16 protein-coding genes are annotated in these 19,702 nt (G+C 59.0%); 7 read left to right on the top strand and 9 right to left on the bottom strand.

Annotation, left to right across the window (positions count from 1 at the left end; all coding sequences use genetic code 11):
- Positions 1–44: 44 nt before the first annotated feature.
- On the top strand, positions 45–1,631 hold the full coding sequence (locus tag N018_RS14315; protein ID WP_025390030.1) for a RimK family protein: 1,587 nt from the start codon (positions 45–47) through the stop codon (positions 1,629–1,631).
- A gap of 4 nt (positions 1,632–1,635) precedes the next feature.
- A complete protein-coding gene (locus N018_RS14320; RefSeq protein WP_025390031.1) occupies positions 1,636–2,565 on the top strand; it encodes a magnesium transporter CorA family protein in 930 nt (309 codons plus the stop codon).
- Positions 2,566–2,569: 4 nt separating this feature from the next.
- Here the strand turns inward: N018_RS14320 and N018_RS14325 are convergent, their stop codons facing one another.
- From N018_RS14325 to lexA, 5 genes are all read right to left on the bottom strand, one after another.
- Complete coding sequence (locus N018_RS14325; protein ID WP_025390032.1) at positions 2,570–3,421, bottom strand: urea carboxylase-associated family protein; 852 nt, start codon at positions 3,419–3,421, stop codon at positions 2,570–2,572.
- Between the two features lie 71 nt (positions 3,422–3,492).
- On the bottom strand, positions 3,493–6,588 hold the full coding sequence (locus N018_RS14330) for an error-prone DNA polymerase (protein WP_025390033.1): 3,096 nt from the start codon (positions 6,586–6,588) through the stop codon (positions 3,493–3,495).
- Positions 6,585–8,000 carry a Y-family DNA polymerase gene (locus tag N018_RS14335; protein ID WP_025390034.1) on the bottom strand — a complete coding sequence of 472 codons (1,416 nt, stop codon included), beginning with the start codon at positions 7,998–8,000 and terminating at the stop codon, positions 6,585–6,587. Before N018_RS14335 ends, N018_RS14330 begins: the two co-directional genes overlap by 4 nt.
- A 7-nt stretch (positions 8,001–8,007) precedes the next feature.
- Positions 8,008–8,628 carry a translesion DNA synthesis-associated protein ImuA gene (gene imuA / locus N018_RS14340; RefSeq protein ID WP_024647008.1) on the bottom strand — a complete coding sequence of 207 codons (621 nt, stop codon included), beginning with the start codon at positions 8,626–8,628 and terminating at the stop codon, positions 8,008–8,010.
- On the bottom strand, positions 8,628–9,245 hold the full coding sequence (gene lexA / locus N018_RS14345) for a transcriptional repressor LexA (protein ID WP_025390035.1): 618 nt from the start codon (positions 9,243–9,245) through the stop codon (positions 8,628–8,630). Before lexA ends, imuA begins: the two co-directional genes overlap by 1 nt.
- Before the next feature lie 335 nt (positions 9,246–9,580).
- Here lexA and N018_RS14350 point away from each other — a divergent pair, with 335 nt between their 5' ends.
- Positions 9,581–10,576, top strand: coding sequence for an aldo/keto reductase (locus tag N018_RS14350; protein ID WP_025390036.1), 996 nt, complete (start codon positions 9,581–9,583; stop codon positions 10,574–10,576).
- A 21-nt stretch (positions 10,577–10,597) separates the two neighbouring features.
- Here N018_RS14350 and N018_RS14355 read toward each other — a convergent pair whose 3' ends face one another.
- Positions 10,598–11,284, bottom strand: coding sequence for a hypothetical protein (locus N018_RS14355; RefSeq protein ID WP_024647005.1), 687 nt, complete (start codon positions 11,282–11,284; stop codon positions 10,598–10,600).
- Positions 11,285–11,773: 489 nt separating this feature from the next.
- Between N018_RS14355 and N018_RS14360 the strand changes: the two genes are divergently transcribed.
- The 3 genes from N018_RS14360 to N018_RS14370 are packed head-to-tail and all read left to right on the top strand — an operon-like array spanning position 11,774 to position 14,349.
- Positions 11,774–12,787 carry an aliphatic sulfonate ABC transporter substrate-binding protein gene (locus N018_RS14360; protein WP_025390037.1) on the top strand — a complete coding sequence of 338 codons (1,014 nt, stop codon included), beginning with the start codon at positions 11,774–11,776 and terminating at the stop codon, positions 12,785–12,787.
- Positions 12,784–13,632 (top strand): ABC transporter permease, encoded by an 849-nt coding sequence (locus tag N018_RS14365; RefSeq protein ID WP_025390038.1) that lies wholly within the window; start codon positions 12,784–12,786, stop codon positions 13,630–13,632. The genes N018_RS14360 and N018_RS14365 overlap by 4 nt, the downstream gene beginning before the upstream one ends.
- Before the next feature lie 3 nt (positions 13,633–13,635).
- Entirely contained in the window at positions 13,636–14,349 is a 714-nt protein-coding gene (locus tag N018_RS14370) for an ABC transporter ATP-binding protein (RefSeq protein ID WP_025390039.1), read from the top strand.
- Between the two features lie 23 nt (positions 14,350–14,372).
- Here N018_RS14370 and N018_RS14375 read toward each other — a convergent pair whose 3' ends face one another.
- On the bottom strand, positions 14,373–15,452 hold the full coding sequence (locus tag N018_RS14375) for a polyamine ABC transporter substrate-binding protein (RefSeq protein WP_024647001.1): 1,080 nt from the start codon (positions 15,450–15,452) through the stop codon (positions 14,373–14,375).
- Positions 15,453–15,823: 371 nt separating this feature from the next.
- Between N018_RS14375 and N018_RS14380 the strand changes: the two genes are divergently transcribed.
- Positions 15,824–16,090: a DUF1652 domain-containing protein gene (locus tag N018_RS14380; RefSeq protein WP_024647000.1), complete on the top strand. Its 267-nt coding sequence runs from the start codon at positions 15,824–15,826 to the stop codon at positions 16,088–16,090.
- Positions 16,091–16,141: 51 nt separating this feature from the next.
- Here N018_RS14380 and N018_RS14385 read toward each other — a convergent pair whose 3' ends face one another.
- The gene (locus tag N018_RS14385) at positions 16,142–18,634 is read right to left on the bottom strand and encodes a UvrD-helicase domain-containing protein (RefSeq protein WP_024646999.1); all 2,493 of its coding nucleotides are present in this window, start codon (positions 18,632–18,634) and stop codon (positions 16,142–16,144) included.
- Positions 18,635–18,763: 129 nt separating this feature from the next.
- A complete protein-coding gene (locus N018_RS14390) occupies positions 18,764–19,687 on the bottom strand; it encodes a sugar kinase (protein ID WP_024646998.1) in 924 nt (307 codons plus the stop codon).
- Between the last annotated feature and the right edge of the window lie 15 nt (positions 19,688–19,702).

Below are 19,702 nucleotides of genomic sequence, written 5' to 3' on the forward strand. Positions count from 1 at the left end.
CATGCTTAATAGAAAGGACTTGTTTCCCATCGGATCGATTACACATGTCAGCGGCACAGGTGAAGATGAACGAAGTATCGGCCCAACTTGCACTTTCAGCAACAACCAGACGTGCAGCCCCCACACCCCCCTTTGCAGCGCAGAGGCAACTGGTGATTATTGTCGAACGGCTTGAAGACTGGGCATCGTACTTCCCCAGCGAAGACTTGATCAGCGCTCAGGACTATCTCGAAAAACCGCTGAAAGCCACAGCAGGCAAGCGTGTACAAGTTATCAACCTGTGCCGGAGCTACAAGTACCTGGGCCATGGCTATTACTGTTCGCTGCTGGCCGAAGCGCGCCAGCACAATGTAATTCCTTCGGTAAAAACCATCAGCGAGTTAACGCGAAAATCACTCTACGGCCTGGCCCTGGACGACCTCGACAAGTTGCTGGAGACGGCACTTCAGGATCATCCCTATGACGACACCGAAGGGTTTACCCTGACGCTGTACTTCGGCCAGACCACACTGGAACCGTTGAAAGATCTGGCCCGTCAGTTGTTTGAAGCCTTTCCCTGTCCGATCCTGATGGTCGAGTTTCGCAAGCGTGACAATTGGCATATCGCCGGTATCAAAGCCGGCGCCCTGCCCCGTTTGCGCGATGATCAGCAAGACGAGTTTGCCATCGCGCTGGACGGTTTCAGCCGCAAGATCTGGCGACAGCCCAGCTCTCGTCGTCTGGCGCGTTACGACCTGGCGATCCTCCACGACCCGCAGGAGCAACTGCCGCCGTCCAACACTCAGGCGCTGGCCAACTTCATTCGCGTCGGTCAGCGTCTGGGCATTGATGTCGAGCTGATTGAAAAAAAGGACTATGCCCGTCTGGCGGAGTACGACGCACTGCTGATTCGAGAAACCACCAGTGTCGATAACCACACCTACCGGTTTGCCAAAAAAGCCGAAAGCGAAGGCCTGGTGGTCATGGATGACCCCACGTCAATTCTGCGCTGCACCAACAAGGTGTACCTGACCGACCTGCTGAAAAGCCACGAGCTGGGGATGCCACGAACCGAAATACTCTACAAGGATCGCCCCGAGGAACTGCAACACGTCGCCACGCGGCTGGGTTTCCCGCTGGTACTGAAAATCCCTGACGGCTGCTTCTCCAGAGGCGTCATCAAGGTCAGCACACCCGAGGAGATGCACACCGCGACGACCCAGTTGTTCGAGCATTCGGTGTTGTTGCTGGCACAGGAGTTTTTCTACACCGAATACGACTGGCGCATCGGCATTCTCAATCGCAAGCCGATATTTGCCTGCCAGTACTTCATGTCCAAGGGGCATTGGCAGATCTACAACCACAAGGCGATTGGTGCCGAGGTCATTGGCGAATGCCGCACGCTTGCGGTACACGAAGCGCCGAGGGCTGTGGTCGAACTGGCGCTCAAGACCGCCAACCTGATCGGTGACGGGCTTTATGGTGTCGACCTGAAACAATCCGGTGATCAAGTCGTGGTGATTGAAGTCAACGACAACCCGAATCTGGATGCCGGTATCGAAGACGCTTATCTGCAGGATGATCTGTACAGTCTGGTGCTGGAAGAATTCATTCGGCGCCTGGAACTCAAGCGCCTCGGCCAGGCATGGTGAAACGATGATTCAAGGTCTGAAACTTGATGCCGGTCGATTGCAGCCCTGTGACTCGCAAAAGGCTCAGGTGCTGTGGTTCAGCAAACCTGATGCTGGCGAGCGCAGGTTGCTGCTGGAGCAGTTCCACCTCGACGAGCATGCGGTGGCCTCGGCGCTCGACCCGGATGAAATATCGCGCATCGAGTTTCATCCCGATGCGTTGTTTTTGATCTGGAAACGCCCCGAGAACTATTCGGGCAAGGACAGCTTCTCGTTCGATGTTTCATCATTTGGCGTGCTGCTGAGTCAGGATCAACTGCTGCTGATCTGTGATGACGATCAGCTCTTGAGCACGCTGGGGTCTCATCGTCCTCTGAACCAGCCGCTGGATATCCTGCTGGAGATGCTGTTCAACAACATTCACCACTATCTGGGACACTTGAAGGTCATCAAGATGGTCGCCCGGGAATTGCAGCAGAAATTCAACTCATCGCTGGAAAACCGCCATCTGTTGCAAATGTTCAACCTCAGCGAAAGTCTGGTCTATTACATCAACGCTATCCACAGCAATGGCGCGGTGCTGACGCGCCTGCGCAATCACGCGCAAGGCAAGCAATACGCGGCTACCAGTCTGGCGCTGATCGACGACATGATCATCGAGAACGATCAGTGCTACAAACAGGCTGAAATATATTCCACCGTGTTCGCCGGTCTGATGGATGCACGGGGCAACCTGGTCAACAACAGCACCAACACCCTGCTGCGCAAACTGACTTTGATCAACGTGGTGTTTCTGCCGTTGAACCTGATTGCCGGAATCGGCGGCATGTCAGAATTCAGCATGATGACCGCCCCGCTACAGTGGTGGGTGTCTTACCCGGCCTTGCTACTGGCCATGCTCGGGCTCGGGGCGGTGATGGTCCTGGGACTGCGCAAAATGGCCCGCTCGACCTGAGCCGTTACTTTTCCCAGTCGGCCTTGGCGATCTGCAAACCATGCAGCCCGTTGTACGCCGCACGCTCGGGAGACTGCCAGCCCTCCAGTAACGAGGCGTCGAGGTCATAGATCTCGACACCCAACGGCCGGCAGACGCTTAGCGGGTCCTGGGCCTCAGGGCCCCACATTGGCAGTGACAGGTCGCCACCCGGACAGGTCGACAGCGCACACAGCAGGTCGATCTCCGCAAAAAACTCCAGGTAGTCGCCCTTCTGCGCTGGGCAGGCTTTCATGAAATACATATCGTCGTGATTCAGGCCGGTGCACTGAAAGATGTTCAGCACATCGTGCACATCGAATTCGGTCAGACCATGCGGCAACACTGCGCGAGTCAGGTTCGAATGGCAGTGGTGATGAAAGTCTTCGCCGGTCAGCATCTTGTTGACGTAAGGGTCACAGCGCGTACCGAGCAAGTCGTGCAGGCGGCCGCCATGCTCGTCGATGCCGTAGCTGGCGAGGCTGTCATCGGTGATGGTAACCAGCGGCCGCAGGAACGGCAGGTTCGACCACAACCGGTCATGGGTGCTGACGTGCGCACCCTGCAACTGACGCGTGCGCGCTGCCCATAAGCGTTCGCGAGGGTCATTGGCATTCCATACGTTGAAATCGCCCACTTGCGGCCCGACCGGTGTGGTGACGCGAAACACCTGGCCAGCCCTGACCTTCCACGCGCGCCCGGTGCGAATCGGTACTTCGAACTGTTCGACCAATGTGCGCTGCTGCGCATTCGCCCGTATACGCTCGTAAAAAGCCGTGTCCACTTGCAGCGCTGCGCCCTTGCTGACCTGATAGGCGGCTGGGTAGTCTTTGTACATTCAGGGCTTCTCGTTGGCAGGATGTAGCGATTAATGCTGCAAATTGCGGGCCTGGTGCTGGCCTGACCCGATCACTGAAAATCCCGACTGCGCACATCCAGCCCTGTCAGCAGCGGCGTGAGGTCATACAGCCGCTGGGCGATCAGGTGGCGCACGCCGCTTTTCGATTCCAGCCGTCCGAACACGTGCAGTAACTGCGAACCGACCAATACCTTGCGCTGGCGCTCGGCCAGGTCGCGCCAGACCACGACATTGACCATGCCGAACTCATCTTCCAGCGTCACGAAGGTCACGCCGCTGGCAGTGCCCGGTCGTTGTCGGCCGATAACCAGACCTGCCACGCTGAGGGTTCGGTCGTTTTCCAGCGTCAGCAAGTCCTGCGAGCTGCGAAAGCGCTTGGCAGCCAGTTGCCGCCGCAGCAAGGCCAATGGGTGTGGACCAAGGGTGGTGCCGAGTGTGGCGTAATCGGCAACCAGGTCTTCGGCCACGGTCGGCAGCGGCAGCGTTACCTGGGTTTCTTCGCTGGGCAGGTCGCTGAACAGCGGACGCTGGGCTTCGACCCCTGCCACTTCCCAGCGCGCCCGGTGCCGATGGCCGATCAGACCGCGCAAGGCCCCGGAATCTGCAAGTGCTTCGGCGGCGCGAGCATCGAGCCCGGCGCGTAACGTCAGGTCCGTAGCATCGGCAAACGGTCGCTTCGAACGCGCCGTTTCGATACGCAAGGCATCGTCTTCACGAAAGCCACCCACCATACGCAACCCGAGACGAATGGCCAGATTGCGCGTGCTGTCAGGGTGGTCCAGCGGTTCCAGCGAGCAATCCCAGTGGCTGTAACGGATGTCCACCGGGCGTATTTCGATGTGATGACGCCGCGCGTCTTGCAGCAGTTGGTCCGGGCTGTAAAAGCCCATCGGCCAGCTGTTGATCAGCGCGCAGGTAAAGGCTGCCGGCTCATTGCATTTGAGCCAGCAACTGGCATAGGTCAGCAAGGCAAAGCTGGCGGCATGGGATTCAGGAAAGCCGTAGCTGCCGAAGCCTTTGATCTGTTCGAAGATGCGGTCGGCAAAGTCCGCTTCGTAACCGTTGTTCAGCATGCCTGTGCGCAAACGCTCACGGTGCGGATCCAGCCCGCCGTGGCGTTTCCAGGCGGCCATGGCGCGGCGCAATTCGTCGGCCTCGCCGGGCGTATAACCCGCGGCAATGATCGCCACTTCCATGACCTGTTCCTGAAACAGCGGTACGCCCAAGGTGCGCTCAAAGACACTTTTCAGCTTGGGCGGATAGGTGATGACTTCCTCTTTATTACGCCGACGCAGGTACGGATGAACCATGTCGCCCTGAATCGGCCCCGGCCGGACAATGGCGACTTCGATGACCAGGTCATAAAACTTCTCGGGCCTGAGGCGTGGCAGCATGGCCATCTGGGCACGGGACTCGATTTGGAATACGCCGATGGTGTCGGCGCGGCTGATCATTTCGTAGGTTTTCCGATCATCACCTGGCAGATTTGCCAGGGTCCAGCGCTTGCCTCGGTGCAGATGCACCAAATCGAACGTCCTGCGCAGTGCACTGAGCATGCCCAGTGCAAGGATGTCGACTTTCAGCAGGCCGACCAGATCCAGATCGTCCTTGTCCCATTGAATGATGGTGCGCTCGGCCATCGCCGCATTCTCGACCGGCACCAGTGTGTCCAGCGGGTGCTCGGAAATCACGAAGCCGCCCGGATGCTGCGAGAGATGCCGAGGGAAGCCGATAAGCTCGCCGGTCAGTGCCAGCACACGCTTTAGGATCGGTGTGTCGGCATCGAAACCGTATTCGCGCAAGCGTTCGGGCGAAGGCAGCGAGTCGCTCCAGCGACTGAACGCTTCGGACAAAGTATTGATCTGGTCAGACGGCAAGCCCAGCACCTTGGCCACGTCACGCAGTGCGCCAGAACCGTGATAAGTGCTGGCCACGGCGGTCAGCGCCGCCCTGCCCCGGCCGTAACGCCGGAATATGTACTGGATGACTTCTTCGCGGCGGTCATGCTCGAAATCCACGTCAATGTCGGGGGGTTCGTTGCGCTCTTTGGAAATGAAGCGTTCGAACAACAGGTTGCTCTGTTCCGGGTTCAGCTCGGTGATGCCCAGCGCGTAGCACACTGCCGAGTTGGCCGCCGACCCACGGCCCTGACAAAGAATGTGCTGGCTGCGGGCAAACTCGACGATGTCGTGGACCGTCAGAAAGTAGCTATCGAACTTCTTTTCCGTGATCAGGGCCAGTTCTTTCTCGACCTGCGCACGCGTCGACACACTCAAGCCTTTCGGCCAGCGCCTGCGAATTCCGCGCTCGGTCAGCTCGCGCAGCCATGATGTGGAGGTCTGCCCCTTGGGCACCAGTTCATGGGGGTATTCATAGCGCAATTGATCGAAGGTGAAGGTGCAGCGCCGGGCAATGCGCGCCGACTCGGCCAGCAGCCAGTCAGGGTAATGCTCGGCCAGTGCGTCGAGTGGACGTAGATGGCGCTCGCCGTTGGCAAAGAGCAGGTGCCCGGCTTCGGCCACGGTGGTGTGATGGCGGATGGCAGTCATGGTGTCCTGCAAAGCGCGTCGCCCACGGGCATGCATGTGTACGTCGCCGCTGGCCACTGCCGGAATGCCCAGCGACTGCGCCAGCGCCAGCAAATCGGCCAGACGCTGATCGTCATCCGCACCGCGATGCAGCTCTACGCCCAGCCACAGGCGCTCGGCAAAATGCTCGCGCAACCAGTTGCCCTGCGCCAGACAGGTTTGAGCGTCGCCTTCGATATCCGCCAGCCAGATGGCCAGCAAACCACGGGATGAGTGCTCGAAATCTTCACGCAGCAGACGATATTCACCCTTTTTGGCCCTGCGCCGGGCAGCGGTGATCAACCTGCACAGCGCTTCATATCCCGTTTTGTCCTCCACCAGCAGGACAATCTTCGGGCCATTTTCGATGTGCATTTCGCTGCCGACGATCAACGGCAGACCGGTTTTCTGCGACGCCTGCCAAGCGCGAACGATACCTGCCAGGGTGCATTCGTCGGTAATCGCCAGCGCCGTGTAGCCATGGCGCACGGCCCGCTCGAACAACTCACGGGCACTTGAAGCGCCACGCTGAAAGCTGAAGTTGGACAGGCAATGCAGCTCGGCATAGTCGGTACTCATGCGAACCAGCCGTGCAGCAGCAGTTCGCCCTGCTCGCCAACGCTGCGATAGGCCCAGGCGCGCTGGCCATTGAGGGTTTCGACCAGATAATAGTCGCGGCGCACATCCCCACCGTCCCACCAGCCAGACTCGATTCGTTCCGGACCGGCCAGAATGCGCGTGGTATGCACAGGCAACGGCTGCGGCTCTCGCAACAGCCAGCCCGGACGCGTACAGCCGCGTGCGGGCAGAACCGGGTTGCGAGTGCTGTACGGTTGCCAGGCACATTCCGGACGATGATCCGCCTGGGCGCGCAGGCCAGAGACTGACTCGTCGCCCAGCCGCGCCCGCAAGCGTTCGCGCAGTTGCTCCCAGGGCAAGGTCTGTTGCACGCGCTCATCGAACAGCTCGCGGTGGGCCGGCACGAAATCCGGCAGATCCCGCGCCAGCAAACGCACCGCCCGTACCGGCGAGGCTACCAGCACCTGTTCCAGCCTGCCGCGCGCCAGTTCGAAAAGCATCGAAACATCGCGTTCGGCACTGAGCAACCCGACCGGGATGACCGTTTCCGGGCCGTCGACGTGCTCCAGGTGCAGGGCAAATCGCTGCACACCGCTGTCGCGTCCTGCCAGAAACAATGCCAGGTCGGCAATCAGGCGTTTAAGGGGGAACAACAGGGCCTGATGCGATTCGACATCGAAATTCAGCTCGATACGCACATCGAAGAAGTCAGGCGGCGTGTAGCACTCCAGCGCCACGGGACGTGCTCCCAGCAGTGTGTCGAAGTGCTGCAAGACACCGGCCGGGAAACGCCGCGCCAGGGTATCGCGCGGCAACGCCAGCACTTGCCGCACGCTGCGCAAGCCCATGCGTGTCAGGGCGGTGGTGATTTCGCGGCTCAGGCCGATACGCTCCAGCGGCATCTGTTCCAGGGTCCGGCGCAATTCATGTGGGCAATCGATACTCAGCCCGTCGTGCATGTTGGCCAGCATTCGCGCTGCTACCGGATTGGGCGCCACCACGATGCGATGCCGAAAGCCCTGCTCGGTCAGTTCTTCACGCAAACGCGCCTCGAACACGGGCCACGGCCCGAACAGCTTGAGGCTGGACTCGATTTCCATCAGCAGCACGCGAGGATATTTAAGGCTGACATTGGAGCTGAAGCCGTAGGCCCAGGCTGCAAGCAGTTGTTGCAAGCGCTCTATGTCGGACGGGTCGTGCTCGACTGTGGTGAAGTTCGGCACCAATGCCTGCGCTGCGGTCAATGCTTGCCCGGCTTTCAACCCCAGCGTACGCGCAGCCGGATTGACCGCTTGCACCACCCGGCGCTGGGCGCTGCCGCTGATCAGCGCCAAAGGTTCGTCGGGATTTACATGACGGCGCATGACGCCGTCGAGTGCCAGTTGCGGCAGCAAGACACAGGCCCACAGCATAAGAACCTCAAGCGCCGGTCGGAAACGGGATGGGAAAAGGCGGCGCAAGCCCGCCCCGGCATTTGAGCACCCGCAATTGTGCAGGCCGGGTATCGAGGACCACGCGCAGGGCTGCTGGCGAGGGGTTGGCAGCCGCCTGCTGAGGGCGACAGGCAAACGCCAGGGTCTGCCCGGTTTCAGCGGCCACCTGCAATCGCCGCAGCGCACGGTCATCAACCATACCGGGCCAGCACACCACCGCACCGCAACTGCCGGAACGCAGACATTGCTCAGCCGCCCACAGCGCATCGCGGGCACTGGCCTCGACCACCACCAACTGACGCAGGTCGACACCGGCGGCCAGCCAGGCCTGCGGGTAGGGAATATAGGGTGGCGCAACCAGCACGATGCGCTCACCGATACTGGACAGCCGCGCCAGGCTCGGCCACAGCAAACGCAACTCGCCGCTGCCATTGGCAGGAATGAGGATTTCAGTCAGTGCCGAAGCCGGCCAGCCGCCTGTCGGCAAGGCGTTGTCGAGCGCCGCATGACCACTGGGGTGCGGGCTGAGCGCCGGTGCACTCTGCTGACGCCCTTTCCAGACCCGGCGTTCATCCAGCAGGGTATCGAGGCTGACCACCGCGCCCATCATTCGCGGCGCACCAGGCCACAGAACACACCTTCGATGGCGAAGTCCTGATCGGGAGTGACGATGATCGGTTGATAGGCCGGGTTGCGTGGCAGCAGGTGCAACTGATCGCCCCGGTGCTGCAAGCGCTTGATGGTGACTTCGCCGTCCAGACGGGCGACGACGATCTGCCCGTCACTGGCCTGCGGATTGCGGTGCACGCCCACCAGATCGCCATCGAGAATACCGTCCTCGATCATCGAGTCGCCCTGCACGCGCAGCAAGTAGTCCGGCACGCGGGTAAACGTGCCACGATCCAGGTGCAACGTGGTGTGTATGTCCAGATCCGGGCCGATGGGTGCGCCTGCAGCGACACGGCCCAGCACCGGGATTTCCAGTAACTCGGGGCGCAGCTCGCTGTTCAGCAGACGAATGCCGCGTGCCTGATGCGGTACGACCTCAATAAGACCGGCTTCAGTCAGGGCCACGATGTGTTTGCGCGCCACACTGCGCGAAGCAAATCCGAAGGCCTCGGAGATTTCCGCAAGGCTCGGCGATTGCCCTTGCTGCACGATGCGATCGCGGATGAAGGTAAGGATTGCGCTACGGCGGGGAGATAATGTGCTCATGGAGCACATTTGTACTCTTTTCGGTATTTTGTGGCTAGCGCAGTTGGTCGGATTTGAATGGCTCGATATTGCGCAGCCCAACACAGGCCTCGATGAGCCTGGAAAACCGGGATTTTGTAGGAGCGAACGTGTTCCCGAAGGCGCCGTTTCAGACACTGGATCTTCTATGGACGCACTGGCCCTTTCGCTAACACGCCAAGCGTCGCGCGGTTTGCTCCTACAAAAGCTGGGTTAGAAGACTATTGTTTAGATTTTCACAACAGTGAAATCGTAAATACCCGGTTTATTGGGTCAATCAAATGGCAGAGACTCTTGGGGTCTTTCAAATGTCAGGAGCACTCACAGTGATCACGCGCCAACTGGGTAACAACGGTCCTCAGGTTTCTGCCATCGGGCTGGGCTGCATGGGGATGTCGGACTTCTATACCACCGGCATCGACGAGCAGGAGTCCATCGCGACGCTGCATCGCGCACTGGAGCTGGGCGTCACTTTTCTCGATACTGCCGACATGTATGGCCCGCACACCAATGAGGCTTTGCTGGGACGTGCGCTGAAGGGCAAGCGTGAAGGCATTTATCTGGCCAGCAAGTTCGGCATCGTGCGTGGCGATGACCCGCATGCGCGCGGTGTGAACGGCAGCCCTGCGTACATTCGGCAGGCCATCGAAGGCAGCCTCAAGCGGCTGAATACTGATTATCTCGACCTGTATTATCAGCATCGCGTCGACCCTACCGTGCCGATCGAAGACACCATCGGTGCCATGGCCGAACTGGTCAAGGCAGGCAAGGTTCGCCATATCGGTATTTGCGAAGCCAGTGCGGCAACCATCGAGCGAGCGCACAAGGTGCATCCACTGGCTGCGGTGCAAAGTGAATATTCGTTATGGTCGCGAGACCCGGAGCACGATGACGTGCTTGCCACTTGCCGCAGCCTGGGCATTGCTTTCGTGGCCTACAGCCCGTTGGGCCGCGGTTTTCTGACCGGTGCATTGCGCAGCCCGGACGATTTTGCCGCCGACGACTATCGTCGCTTCAGCCCACGCTTTCAGGGGGAGAACTTCTCCAGGAATCTGGCACTGGTAGAGAAGGTCAAGGCGCTGGCTGCTGCCAAGGGCATCAGTGCGTCTCAACTGGCACTGGCCTGGGTGCTGGCTCAAGGTAACAACATCATTCCGATCCCTGGCACCAAACAACGCAAGTACCTGGAGAGCAACGTCGCCGCCGCCACGCTGACCTTAAGCAAGGATGAACTGGCCCAGCTGGATGCGATTTTTCCCTCACGGGGCGGCGCAGCAGGTGAGCGTTACACGCCTGAATCAATGAAGTCGCTCAACGGCTGACAGAATGCTGTCATTTCGAGGTCAGGTCGACGTTGGGCAAGTCTCGGTGCCGTTGTTCAGGTCCTGTTTATGACTCTTGTAATCCAGCGTGGCCTTGCCGTCGACCCACTTGAGGGTGACCACCACCACTGAATCGAAATCATCATTGGTCCAGTCATCGACCAGATTGACGGCCTTGCCGGATGCTTCTTCAGCAACCTTGTTGATCAGCTCCGGCAAGTAGCCGTGAGACCAGGCGGTATAGATAATCGCGTTGTGGTATTTGTCATGCATCAACTCCTCGGCCAGATCGCCGGTGTCGTTGGCGCCAAAGTCGATGTTGACCGGCAGCCCAAGCTTGATGGCGCTGGGACCTACCGTCATCAAAGGTCGAACGTAACTGTAGGAAAGGTCGCCATCACCTTCTTCCACATGCCGACTGGGATTGGCAGCGAAGATGTAGTCCGCCTTGCCAAACTTCCTGGGAAGCACCTCTGATAATTCAATCGCGCGATTAAGCCCTTGGCAATTCAACTGACCCAAACCCATGGCCGGCTTTTCAGCATGACGAAGAAACACCAGTGTCTGCGTACCGTTCTTGGTCTCGGCGAGGGCCCCCTTGCCAACAGTAAACAGCGTCAAGGCTGAAACCATCAGCAGCGCAGGCAGAGAGAACCAGGCTATGCGGCGCTGAAGTCGGGTGGTCAATGCTATTTTTGGAATTTTCATGGTTTAACATCCGATGCGCATTAAGAGGGATCAGCCATCTGGCTGCTGCGAATACGCCTGCTTGGCGTTTCGTCCCGAGAACTTCCTGCGGATCAGTCGAATCCGTGTCTCAGGTAAAAGTAACCACGCGCGATACTAGTGTGCGCATGTTTCTGAATTAAGAATGCGGACGATTAAGAGTGTCAAAAAACGATTGTGTTGCACGACTGGCGGAAAATTTCTGCCTGACGGGTCGAAACCTGTCAAAAAAACGCCGAATCGGGCATTGAACGCTTGCTGTTGATACCGCAACAGTCATTCGACAGCTTGTTGCCGAATCAACATCCCTGAGCCGGGATAAATCGTTCTAGCCCTTGATATACAAAGCCCCCAAGCCTTTGGCACAGAGCGTGCAATATTCCATTTGTGAATCTAACGCCCTTCTGACTGCTGATTTCGGAATATGAAAAACAGCAGACTTGCCTTTTTCCCCTGAGCTGGACGCCCACTATGCCACGTCTTCCTGTTTCTTTTCGGTTGCAGTCTCCTCATGCACTGTTTCGCTGGATAGCGACGACCTGCGCTTTGGCCGTAAGTCTGCAGGGCGCAGCAGTGCACGCGGATGAAACCAAGCCTGCCGAGATCCGTCTGGATTATGCCTACTACTCGCCGGTCAGCCTGGCGCTCAAGCATTTCGGCTGGCTGGAAAAAGCGCTTCCGGACGCCAAAGTCACCTGGGTGCTGAGCCAGGGCAGTAACCGTTCGCTGGAATACCTGAACAGCGGCAGTGTCGACTTTGCCTCTTCGGCCAGTTTGTCTGCAGTGCTGGCCCGGGCCAACGGTAGCCCGATAAAGTCGGTTTACGTTTACAGCCGGGCAGAATGGACCGCTCTGGTGGTGCGCAAGGACTCGCCACTGCAATCGGTGGCCGAGTTGAAAGGCAAGAAGATCGCCGCCACCAAAGGCACCGACCCGTACTTGTTCACCCTGCGTGCGCTGCAACAGGCCGGTCTGAAAAAGGATGATGTCGAGCTCCTGCACCTGCAGCATCCCGACGGGCGTACCGCGCTTGAAAAAGGCGATGTGGACGCCTGGGCAGGACTTGACCCGCACATGGCGGCCAGCGAAATCCAGTCCGGCTCACGCCTGCTTTACCGCAACAAGGATTTCAACAGTTATGGCGTGCTGAGCGTGACCGAAACTTATGCCAAAGAACACCCGCAAGCGATCAGAACGGTCTTGACCGCCTATGAAAAAGCCCGCGAATGGGCGGTGAAGAACCCGGATGAGCTGGCCAGGTTGCTGGCGACCGAGTCAGGCCTTCCGCTCGAGGTCGCTCGCCTGCAATTGTCGCGTACCGATCTAGGCAACCCGCAACTGAGCGCAAAAGACGTGGAGGCCTCCAAAGCTGCCGCGCCGATCCTGATCTCGGAAGACCTGGTGCGCAAAGGTGTCAATGTCGAGCAGGTGATTGATCAGTTGATCACCCCGGACTTCTCCAAAGTCGTGATAGCGACACCATGACCAGCCAGGAAAAGTCTCTGCATGCGGTGCCGCAGACCACGTCGACTGAGCGTCAGGCGCGCAACCTGTGGCAGCGCTCCGGCACACGACTCAAAGGGCTGGTAGTCCCCGCGCTGGTTATCGTGTTGCTGGAAGTCATCGTGCGTATCGGCTGGTTGCCGTCTTACCAGATGCCGGCACCCAGCGAAATACTGCTGACCCTGCGAGACCTGGCAGACGGTGCCTTGTGGAAGCACGTCAGCGCCAGCCTGTTACGCGTTCTGAGTGGTTTTCTGATAGGTGCCGGTCTAGCGCTGCTATTCGCGGCCTGGGTCGGGCTCAGTCGCGAGGCAGAGGCTTATCTGGAACCGACCTTCGCCGGGCTGCGCTCAATCCCCAGTCTGGCCTGGGTCCCGCTGCTGTTGCTGTGGCTGGGGATCGGCGAGACGTCAAAGATCGTGCTGATTGCCATCGGCGCGTTCTTCCCCGTTTACCTTAATGGTGTGGCAGCGATTCGCGGCATTGACCGCAAGCTGGTGGAGGTAGGCCAGATGTATGGTTTCAGTCGCTACCGCCTGACCCGCCGCATTCTGCTGCCCGCCGCCCTGCCCGGCCTTTTCACCGGTTTGCGCAGCGGTATGAGCCTGGCCTGGATGTTTCTGGTGGCCGCCGAACTGATAGCGGCCACTAAAGGCCTGGGTTACCTGCTCAGTGACGGGCGCGAAACTTCGCGCCCGGACATCGTGCTGGCGGCGATTATCGTTCTGGCCACGCTGGGCAAATTGAGCGACGGCCTGCTGGCTGGCCTGGAAAAACGCTTTCTGGCCTGGCGAGACACATTCAACGGTCAGAGCCGTGAGGGTTGATAGATGCCGGATTCGTTGCTGAACATTCGTGTAGAGCACAAGGCTTTCGCTGGCCATACCGTGTTGCAAGGCATTGATCTGTCATTGCAGCCAGGGGAAATCGTCAGTCTGCTCGGCCCCAGCGGTTGCGGTAAAAGTACGCTGCTGCGTATTGTCGCCGGACTTGAGCAGGATTTTCGGGGTGCGGTCGCGCGGACCGGGGGCGAAGTGGCGTTCGTGTTCCAGGAGCCGAGGCTGATGCCCTGGCTGACGGTAGAGCAAAATATCGGCTTCAGTGACGATGAACGCTACGACCGCGACTGGGTCGGTCAGTTGATCGAAGAAGTGGGTCTGGCAGGCTTTGCCAATGCATTGCCAAAGGCGCTGTCCGGCGGTATGGCGCAGCGCGTGGCGATTGCGCGCGGCCTGTATTCGCAGCCGGCCGTATTACTACTGGATGAACCGTTCAGCGCAGTGGATGCCTTCACCCGCATGAAGCTTCAGGACCTGCTGCTGCAACTGGCACGACGTCACGCAATCACCCTGTTGCTGGTGACCCATGATGTCGACGAAGCGCTGTATCTGAGCAATCGCGTGCTGGTCATGGGCAGTCGTCCCGGCACCATCACCCATGAACTGGCTATCGGACTGACAACGCCGAGAGATCGCCGTGATCCCCTGCTGGCCCGACTCAAGGCTCAGGCACTGACCGAACTGCATCAGGCGCATGTCATCTGAATACTGGTAGCGGGTTGAAGCGTCTATTTGCCCGCCATGATTTCATTCCATATCCGCAGGCGCAGCTCGTCGATGTCGACAGGGATCTGGGCCATCACGAACAGGCGGCTGAGCATGTCGGCATCAGGATAGATATTAGTGTCCGACCATATGCCGGGATTGATCAGCGCATCCGCTTTTTCATTACCGTTTGCGTAATGCACGGTGTTGGTGATGTTGGCAATCACCTCCGGACGCAGCAGGTAGTTCATGAAGGCGTAAGCACCTTTGACGTCCGTCGCGTCGGCCGGAATGGCGATCATGTCGAACCACATGGGCGCGCCTTCCCTGGGCACTACGTAGCTGATCCTGGTGCTGCTGCCCGCCTTCACGGCCAACTCCTGGGCTTGGGAGATGTCTCCTGAATACCCCACGGCAACGCAGATTTTCCCGGCGGCCAGGTCGGCAACATAATCAGCGGCACTGAAGTTACGAATATAGGGCCTTACGCTGTCGAGCACCGCTCGGGCCTTGCTGTAATCGTCCGGCACTTCGCTGTGCGGCGGCAAACCGAGGTAATTCAAGGTGATCGGAAACAGGGCTGGCGCACTGTCGAGGAACGCGACACCGCACTGGGCGAGCTTTTTCATGTTTTCCGGCTTCAGCACCAGATCCCAGGAATCAAGAGGCGCATCCTTGCCAAGAATTGCCTTGACCCTGGCCGCGTCATAGCCAATTCCGGTGCTGCCCCACAGGTACGGGAAACCGTGACGGTTTCCCGGATCACTGGCTTCCAGCACCTTGAGCAATACCGGATTGAGATTTTTCCAATTGGGCAACTGGCTCTTGTCGAGAGGTTTGAGCAACCCTTTTTCGATTTGCCGCCCCATGAAATGGATGGACGGGAATACCACGTCGTAACCGGAATGGCCAGCCACCAGCTTTGCGTTCAACGCTTCGTTGCTGTCAAAGGTGTCATACGTGGTCTTGTAACCGGTCTCGGCCTGGAACTTTGTCAGCGTGTCCGGCGCGATATAGTCGGTCCAGTTGAGGATATTGACCGTCTCCGCCGCATGGCTGGTCGAGGCCAGCAGCATGAGAGCAGCAAGGTATTTTTTCAGCATGCGCAGTTCCTCGGGTCAATAGCGACAGCTTGCCCCAGACGCTGTGCGAAAACCACCGTCATTGGGACAAAAGAAGTCCATGACAGTGATGAGAAACTGCACAGAACGTGCCTATCAATACCCTTTAATGATGCATTTCATGTAATTGAATTTCTCATTCAGCGTCATAAAAATTTTTTCCAGAAAAAGCCCGGTCAGTGCTATTTTCATTACTCGTCAGACCGCTCAGTAATCCCGCCGGAAAGCAGCCCCGACAGATGTCTGCCAAAGCAGCTCATCTTCTGGTCATCACAGCTTTGCCAGACGCGTCCTGATTGGTCTGCCTACCCAATGGAGCATTGGACGCTCGATCGATTCAGGTGGGCCATGTCATGACTAAAGTCACCTTCCCCAATGCCTGCCAATTGATGCGCTGGCATTTCCACCCGATTGGCTTTGAAGCCTCAATGGATGCGCCCGGCAGCATGATCGCCAGGCTGTTTGATCGAGCCAGTGGCGAAACGGTGGTGGCCATTGCTGGTCTGCCCTGTTCCACCGTGATGAACGCTGCGGACGTCGAGCGCATCATCGAAGCCATCGAGGACGAGCTGGAGCTGTTTGGCGCGCACACTCAGCGGCAGGTGGCGGGCTTTTCCTGAGCGGCTCCGGCCTGAAACGTCCCGTCTGAACCTGCATACCCAGCTGAAGCCTCAGCCCGCCTGCACCTTGCCGCGCAGATCATCAAAGAATGGTTTGTCCCGGGCAATTCTGTCCGATGCCTTGGGCATCTGCGTGCTGTCTCCGGTACTGGCACTTTCATCGATGTACCAATAACAGTGACGCGACGAGCGCGTGATAGCCACGTAGGCCAGCCGCAGCACTTCATCTTTCTGCGCCGTGTCAAACGGCTGAAGATCGTTAGCGTCGCCCAACCCCGCCAATCGATAGATCTGGTTCTTGTAGGGCGATACGGTCAGATGCTGACAGTCCCCCAGCAGGAAAACAGCATCAGCCTGCAAGCCCTTGGAGCTGTGATACGTCAGCGTGCGTATCCGGCGGCCTTGCGCACCCATCGCCGCGTCGGCATCGATCAATGCCTGCAGGCGCTCGGTAAACCGGGCCTTTTCGCTGCCCTTGCGGTACAGCAGCAGAATTGAATCCCCATCGTTGTAATGTTCAGCCACACGCTCGGCGAGCTCGTCCTCGTTACGGTCCAGTACCTTGACCGGCAACAGTTCCTGAGGCGCACCACTGGCACGGGCCTTTTTGCCCGGAATCGCTGGAGCGGCGCGGACGATATGTTCTGCCGCGTCTATGATGTGCTGATGGCTGCGGAAATTCTCACTGAGCATGACTTTGGTGGTGGCCGGCGACGAAAACTCTTTGGCGAACTCCATGAAGTACTTCGGCGAACTGCCGCGCCAGCCGTAAATCGATTGCCAGTCATCGCCCACGCAGAGCAGCGACGAACGCTGCGCAATGCGGCCCACCTGGAGGGCCGGGCCGCGACGCCTGATCTCGCGCAGGCTGGCACGGATCCACGAAACGATTTGTGGCGACACGTCCTGAAATTCGTCGATCATCAAGTGCGACAGCGGCCTGAGCATCTCGTCGCTGACCTGCCTGAGGTTCTGCGGGGACGTCTCACCAAACAGGGCGAACATCCGGTTGTAGGTCATGACCGGTGGAGTCTGTGCCAGCAGGTGCGCTTCGAACGCTTTCCAGAACAGGCTCAGCCCCTCAAAGAAGAAGCGGTCAGGGTCATCACTGGCAAAACTCATCTCGGCGACTGCGGCGGGAACATCCAGCCCGAGGTTCTCGATAAAGCTGGCAGCTGTTACGAAACAGTCCAGAAGTGGCGCTGCACCGAGTTCGCCCTTGACCCGATAATCAAATCCGGGCCCGGCCACTGCAGTTCCGGCAAGAGACTGCAAAATCTTGCTGGCAGCCTGATAGTTATCCATCCATATCAATGGCTTGTCGCAGAAAGCTTGAAACAGGGTGCGCTTGATGACCCCTTCGGCCCACACCGGCAGTTTGGCACCCGGACGCTTGAGATGCTGGTCTTCACTGGGGTCCAGACCCAATACCACCCATGCATCGAGTTCGGCGATATAACCGTGGAAGTGGAACGGAAAGCCATTTATTTCAACGGTTTGGCGCATAGGCTCAATGCCTTTTATGGGCCAGATTCCGGCACGAATCCACAAATCCTCTACCGTGTCGCACCATTCCTCATCACGTTTCGAGGACAGCTCGGTCACCGCCACGCGCTTCTGCACGTCCGGGTGATCGCGATCCAGTTCCTTGAGCTGTAACGCATGGCGATACAGCGGCGCCATGACCTCACGAAAGCGCTCATTGCTGGCGTACAGGTCGCGGTAGCAAAGATTCAGCTGCTGGCGTTGAGCGTCGTTGATACGCAAATCGAACGGGTTGCTGTCCGCGTCCTCCAGCCCTGATGACTGACTGCTCAGGTTTTCGAAGGCGCGCAACTGTTCGAAGCCCGGCAAACTGCGCACCAGCGGCAGAATACGCGAATGAAAGGTACGCACCAGATCCCTGGCCTGCTTCTGCCCCACTGCATGACCCCACAAAGCCATGACGTCGATCAGCTTGCCGATGAAGTCCTTGCGTGACTCTCGCGTGAAGGTCACCACCGTCATCGCGTTCAGCTCGTAACCCAGATAGTGGTGCAGGAGCAGAATACGCAGCACCAGTGATGTCGACTTGCCCGCGCCCGCCCCTGCAATGACATACGTGGACGGCGTATCGCTGAAAATCATCTTCCATTGCGCCGTGCTGGGTTGGGCATGCGCTAACAACTTTTCCGCGACATCCGCCTTGACGCGCTTTTTCAGCTCGGGCGTCAGCGCCAGCCGCCAGTCATCGAACAGGTGGTCATCAACCTTCGGCCCGCGATGCAGGGCTGGACGTGTATCGCTGATTACCAGCACCTGGCGACCCAGCTCCTGGCCGTCGAGATAGCCTTCGGCGTAGCCTTCACGGACACCTTCTATGTGGCCGTTCAGATAGCCGTCGGCGTGCCCCTGAAACCAGGACGGTGTGTGCTGCGCGCCCAGCCCGGTCAGGCTGCGCCCCATCAGACGCGCCAACAGGCGTCTGAAAAACGGCAATTGCCGCGGCGGTATGAGATCGACATCCAGGTCATGAGGAAGCTCGGAGGGCAGATCGTCGGGCACGCAGACTCCATTGGGTGGCTTGCAGGCAGAAAAGGCGCCTATGGTGGCCGGATTCGCCTGCAGGTTCCAGTGAAATGCTTTGCCGTCAGTGCGTTAGCCGATCAACTGCATGCAATGTGGCAGGTACTGTCAAACTGGCATGACCGATTTCGGCACCAGCGCGCCTGGGTGCTGGATGACTACACCGGCCAGGCGATGCCCCGCTTCGGCAGCCTGTCGCGGGTGCTCGCCACCCAGACGGGCGGCCAGGTAGGCTGCACTGAATGAGTCACCTGCCGCCGTGGTGTCAACGATGTGCTCGACCTTCTGCGGCGCTATTTCAAAGCGCTCGCCGCCGGCTTCTATAAGACAACTCTGCGCACCCCGTTTGATGACGACCTCACCAATGCCGCGTTGCCGATAGGCTTTCAACAATTGCTCGCTGTCGGTGTAACCATACAGCGCCTGTTCGTCTTCCTCGGTCAGCAGCGCCAGATCCACCTGCGGCAGAAACGCCTGATAGGCTTCACGCGCCTGATCGACACTGGTCCACAGCCGGGGACGATAATTGTTGTCGAACGCGACCTTCACCCCACGCGCCCTGGCGCGGACCAGGGTGTCGAGCAACCGCGCACGGCCCTGTTCACCAAGAACTGCCAGGGTGATGCCGCTGAAATACAGCACGTCGTAGCTGGCCAGTGCCGAGAGGATCGGCTCGGCAGCTGGCGTCATGAAACAGTCACGGACAGCAGCCTCGTTGCGCCAGTAGAGAAAACGCCGCTCGCCATTGGCATCGGTCTGGATGCAGTAAAGCCCCGGCAGACGACCCGGCAGGCGCTGCACCTTGCCCAGCCCGATGCCCTCGGCGGCCCAGGCCCTGCACATGGCGTCGCTGAAGCTGTCGTCACCCAGTGCGGTCACGTAATCCACCTGGGCGCGATCACCGAGCAGTCGGCACAGATAGACGGCGGTATTCAGCGTGTCACCGCCGAAACTCTGACGCAGGCTGCCGTCGGCATGTTGCTGCAATTCGATCATGCATTCGCCGATCAGGGCGACGCGTGGAAGGCTCATGGGGCGATACTCCTT

This window comes from Pseudomonas syringae CC1557 (assembly GCF_000452705.1).
Classification (GTDB): domain Bacteria; phylum Pseudomonadota; class Gammaproteobacteria; order Pseudomonadales; family Pseudomonadaceae; genus Aquipseudomonas; species Aquipseudomonas syringae_F.

Coding starts and splice junctions, on each gene's coding strand:
- N018_RS14315 (WP_025390030.1), top strand. CDS start 45: ATGTCAGCGGCACAGGTGAAGATGAACGAAGTATCGGCCCAACTTGCA.
- N018_RS14320 (WP_025390031.1), top strand. CDS start 1,636: ATGATTCAAGGTCTGAAACTTGATGCCGGTCGATTGCAGCCCTGTGAC.
- N018_RS14325 (WP_025390032.1), bottom strand. CDS start 3,421: ATGTACAAAGACTACCCAGCCGCCTATCAGGTCAGCAAGGGCGCAGCG.
- N018_RS14330 (WP_025390033.1), bottom strand. CDS start 6,588: ATGAGTACCGACTATGCCGAGCTGCATTGCCTGTCCAACTTCAGCTTT.
- N018_RS14335 (WP_025390034.1), bottom strand. CDS start 8,000: ATGCTGTGGGCCTGTGTCTTGCTGCCGCAACTGGCACTCGACGGCGTC.
- imuA (WP_024647008.1), bottom strand. CDS start 8,628: ATGGGCGCGGTGGTCAGCCTCGATACCCTGCTGGATGAACGCCGGGTC.
- lexA (WP_025390035.1), bottom strand. CDS start 9,245: ATGTGCTCCATGAGCACATTATCTCCCCGCCGTAGCGCAATCCTTACC.
- N018_RS14355 (WP_024647005.1), bottom strand. CDS start 11,284: ATGAAAATTCCAAAAATAGCATTGACCACCCGACTTCAGCGCCGCATA.
- N018_RS14360 (WP_025390037.1), top strand. CDS start 11,774: ATGCCACGTCTTCCTGTTTCTTTTCGGTTGCAGTCTCCTCATGCACTG.
- N018_RS14365 (WP_025390038.1), top strand. CDS start 12,784: ATGACCAGCCAGGAAAAGTCTCTGCATGCGGTGCCGCAGACCACGTCG.
- N018_RS14370 (WP_025390039.1), top strand. CDS start 13,636: ATGCCGGATTCGTTGCTGAACATTCGTGTAGAGCACAAGGCTTTCGCT.
- N018_RS14375 (WP_024647001.1), bottom strand. CDS start 15,452: ATGCTGAAAAAATACCTTGCTGCTCTCATGCTGCTGGCCTCGACCAGC.
- N018_RS14380 (WP_024647000.1), top strand. CDS start 15,824: ATGACTAAAGTCACCTTCCCCAATGCCTGCCAATTGATGCGCTGGCAT.
- N018_RS14390 (WP_024646998.1), bottom strand. CDS start 19,687: ATGAGCCTTCCACGCGTCGCCCTGATCGGCGAATGCATGATCGAATTG.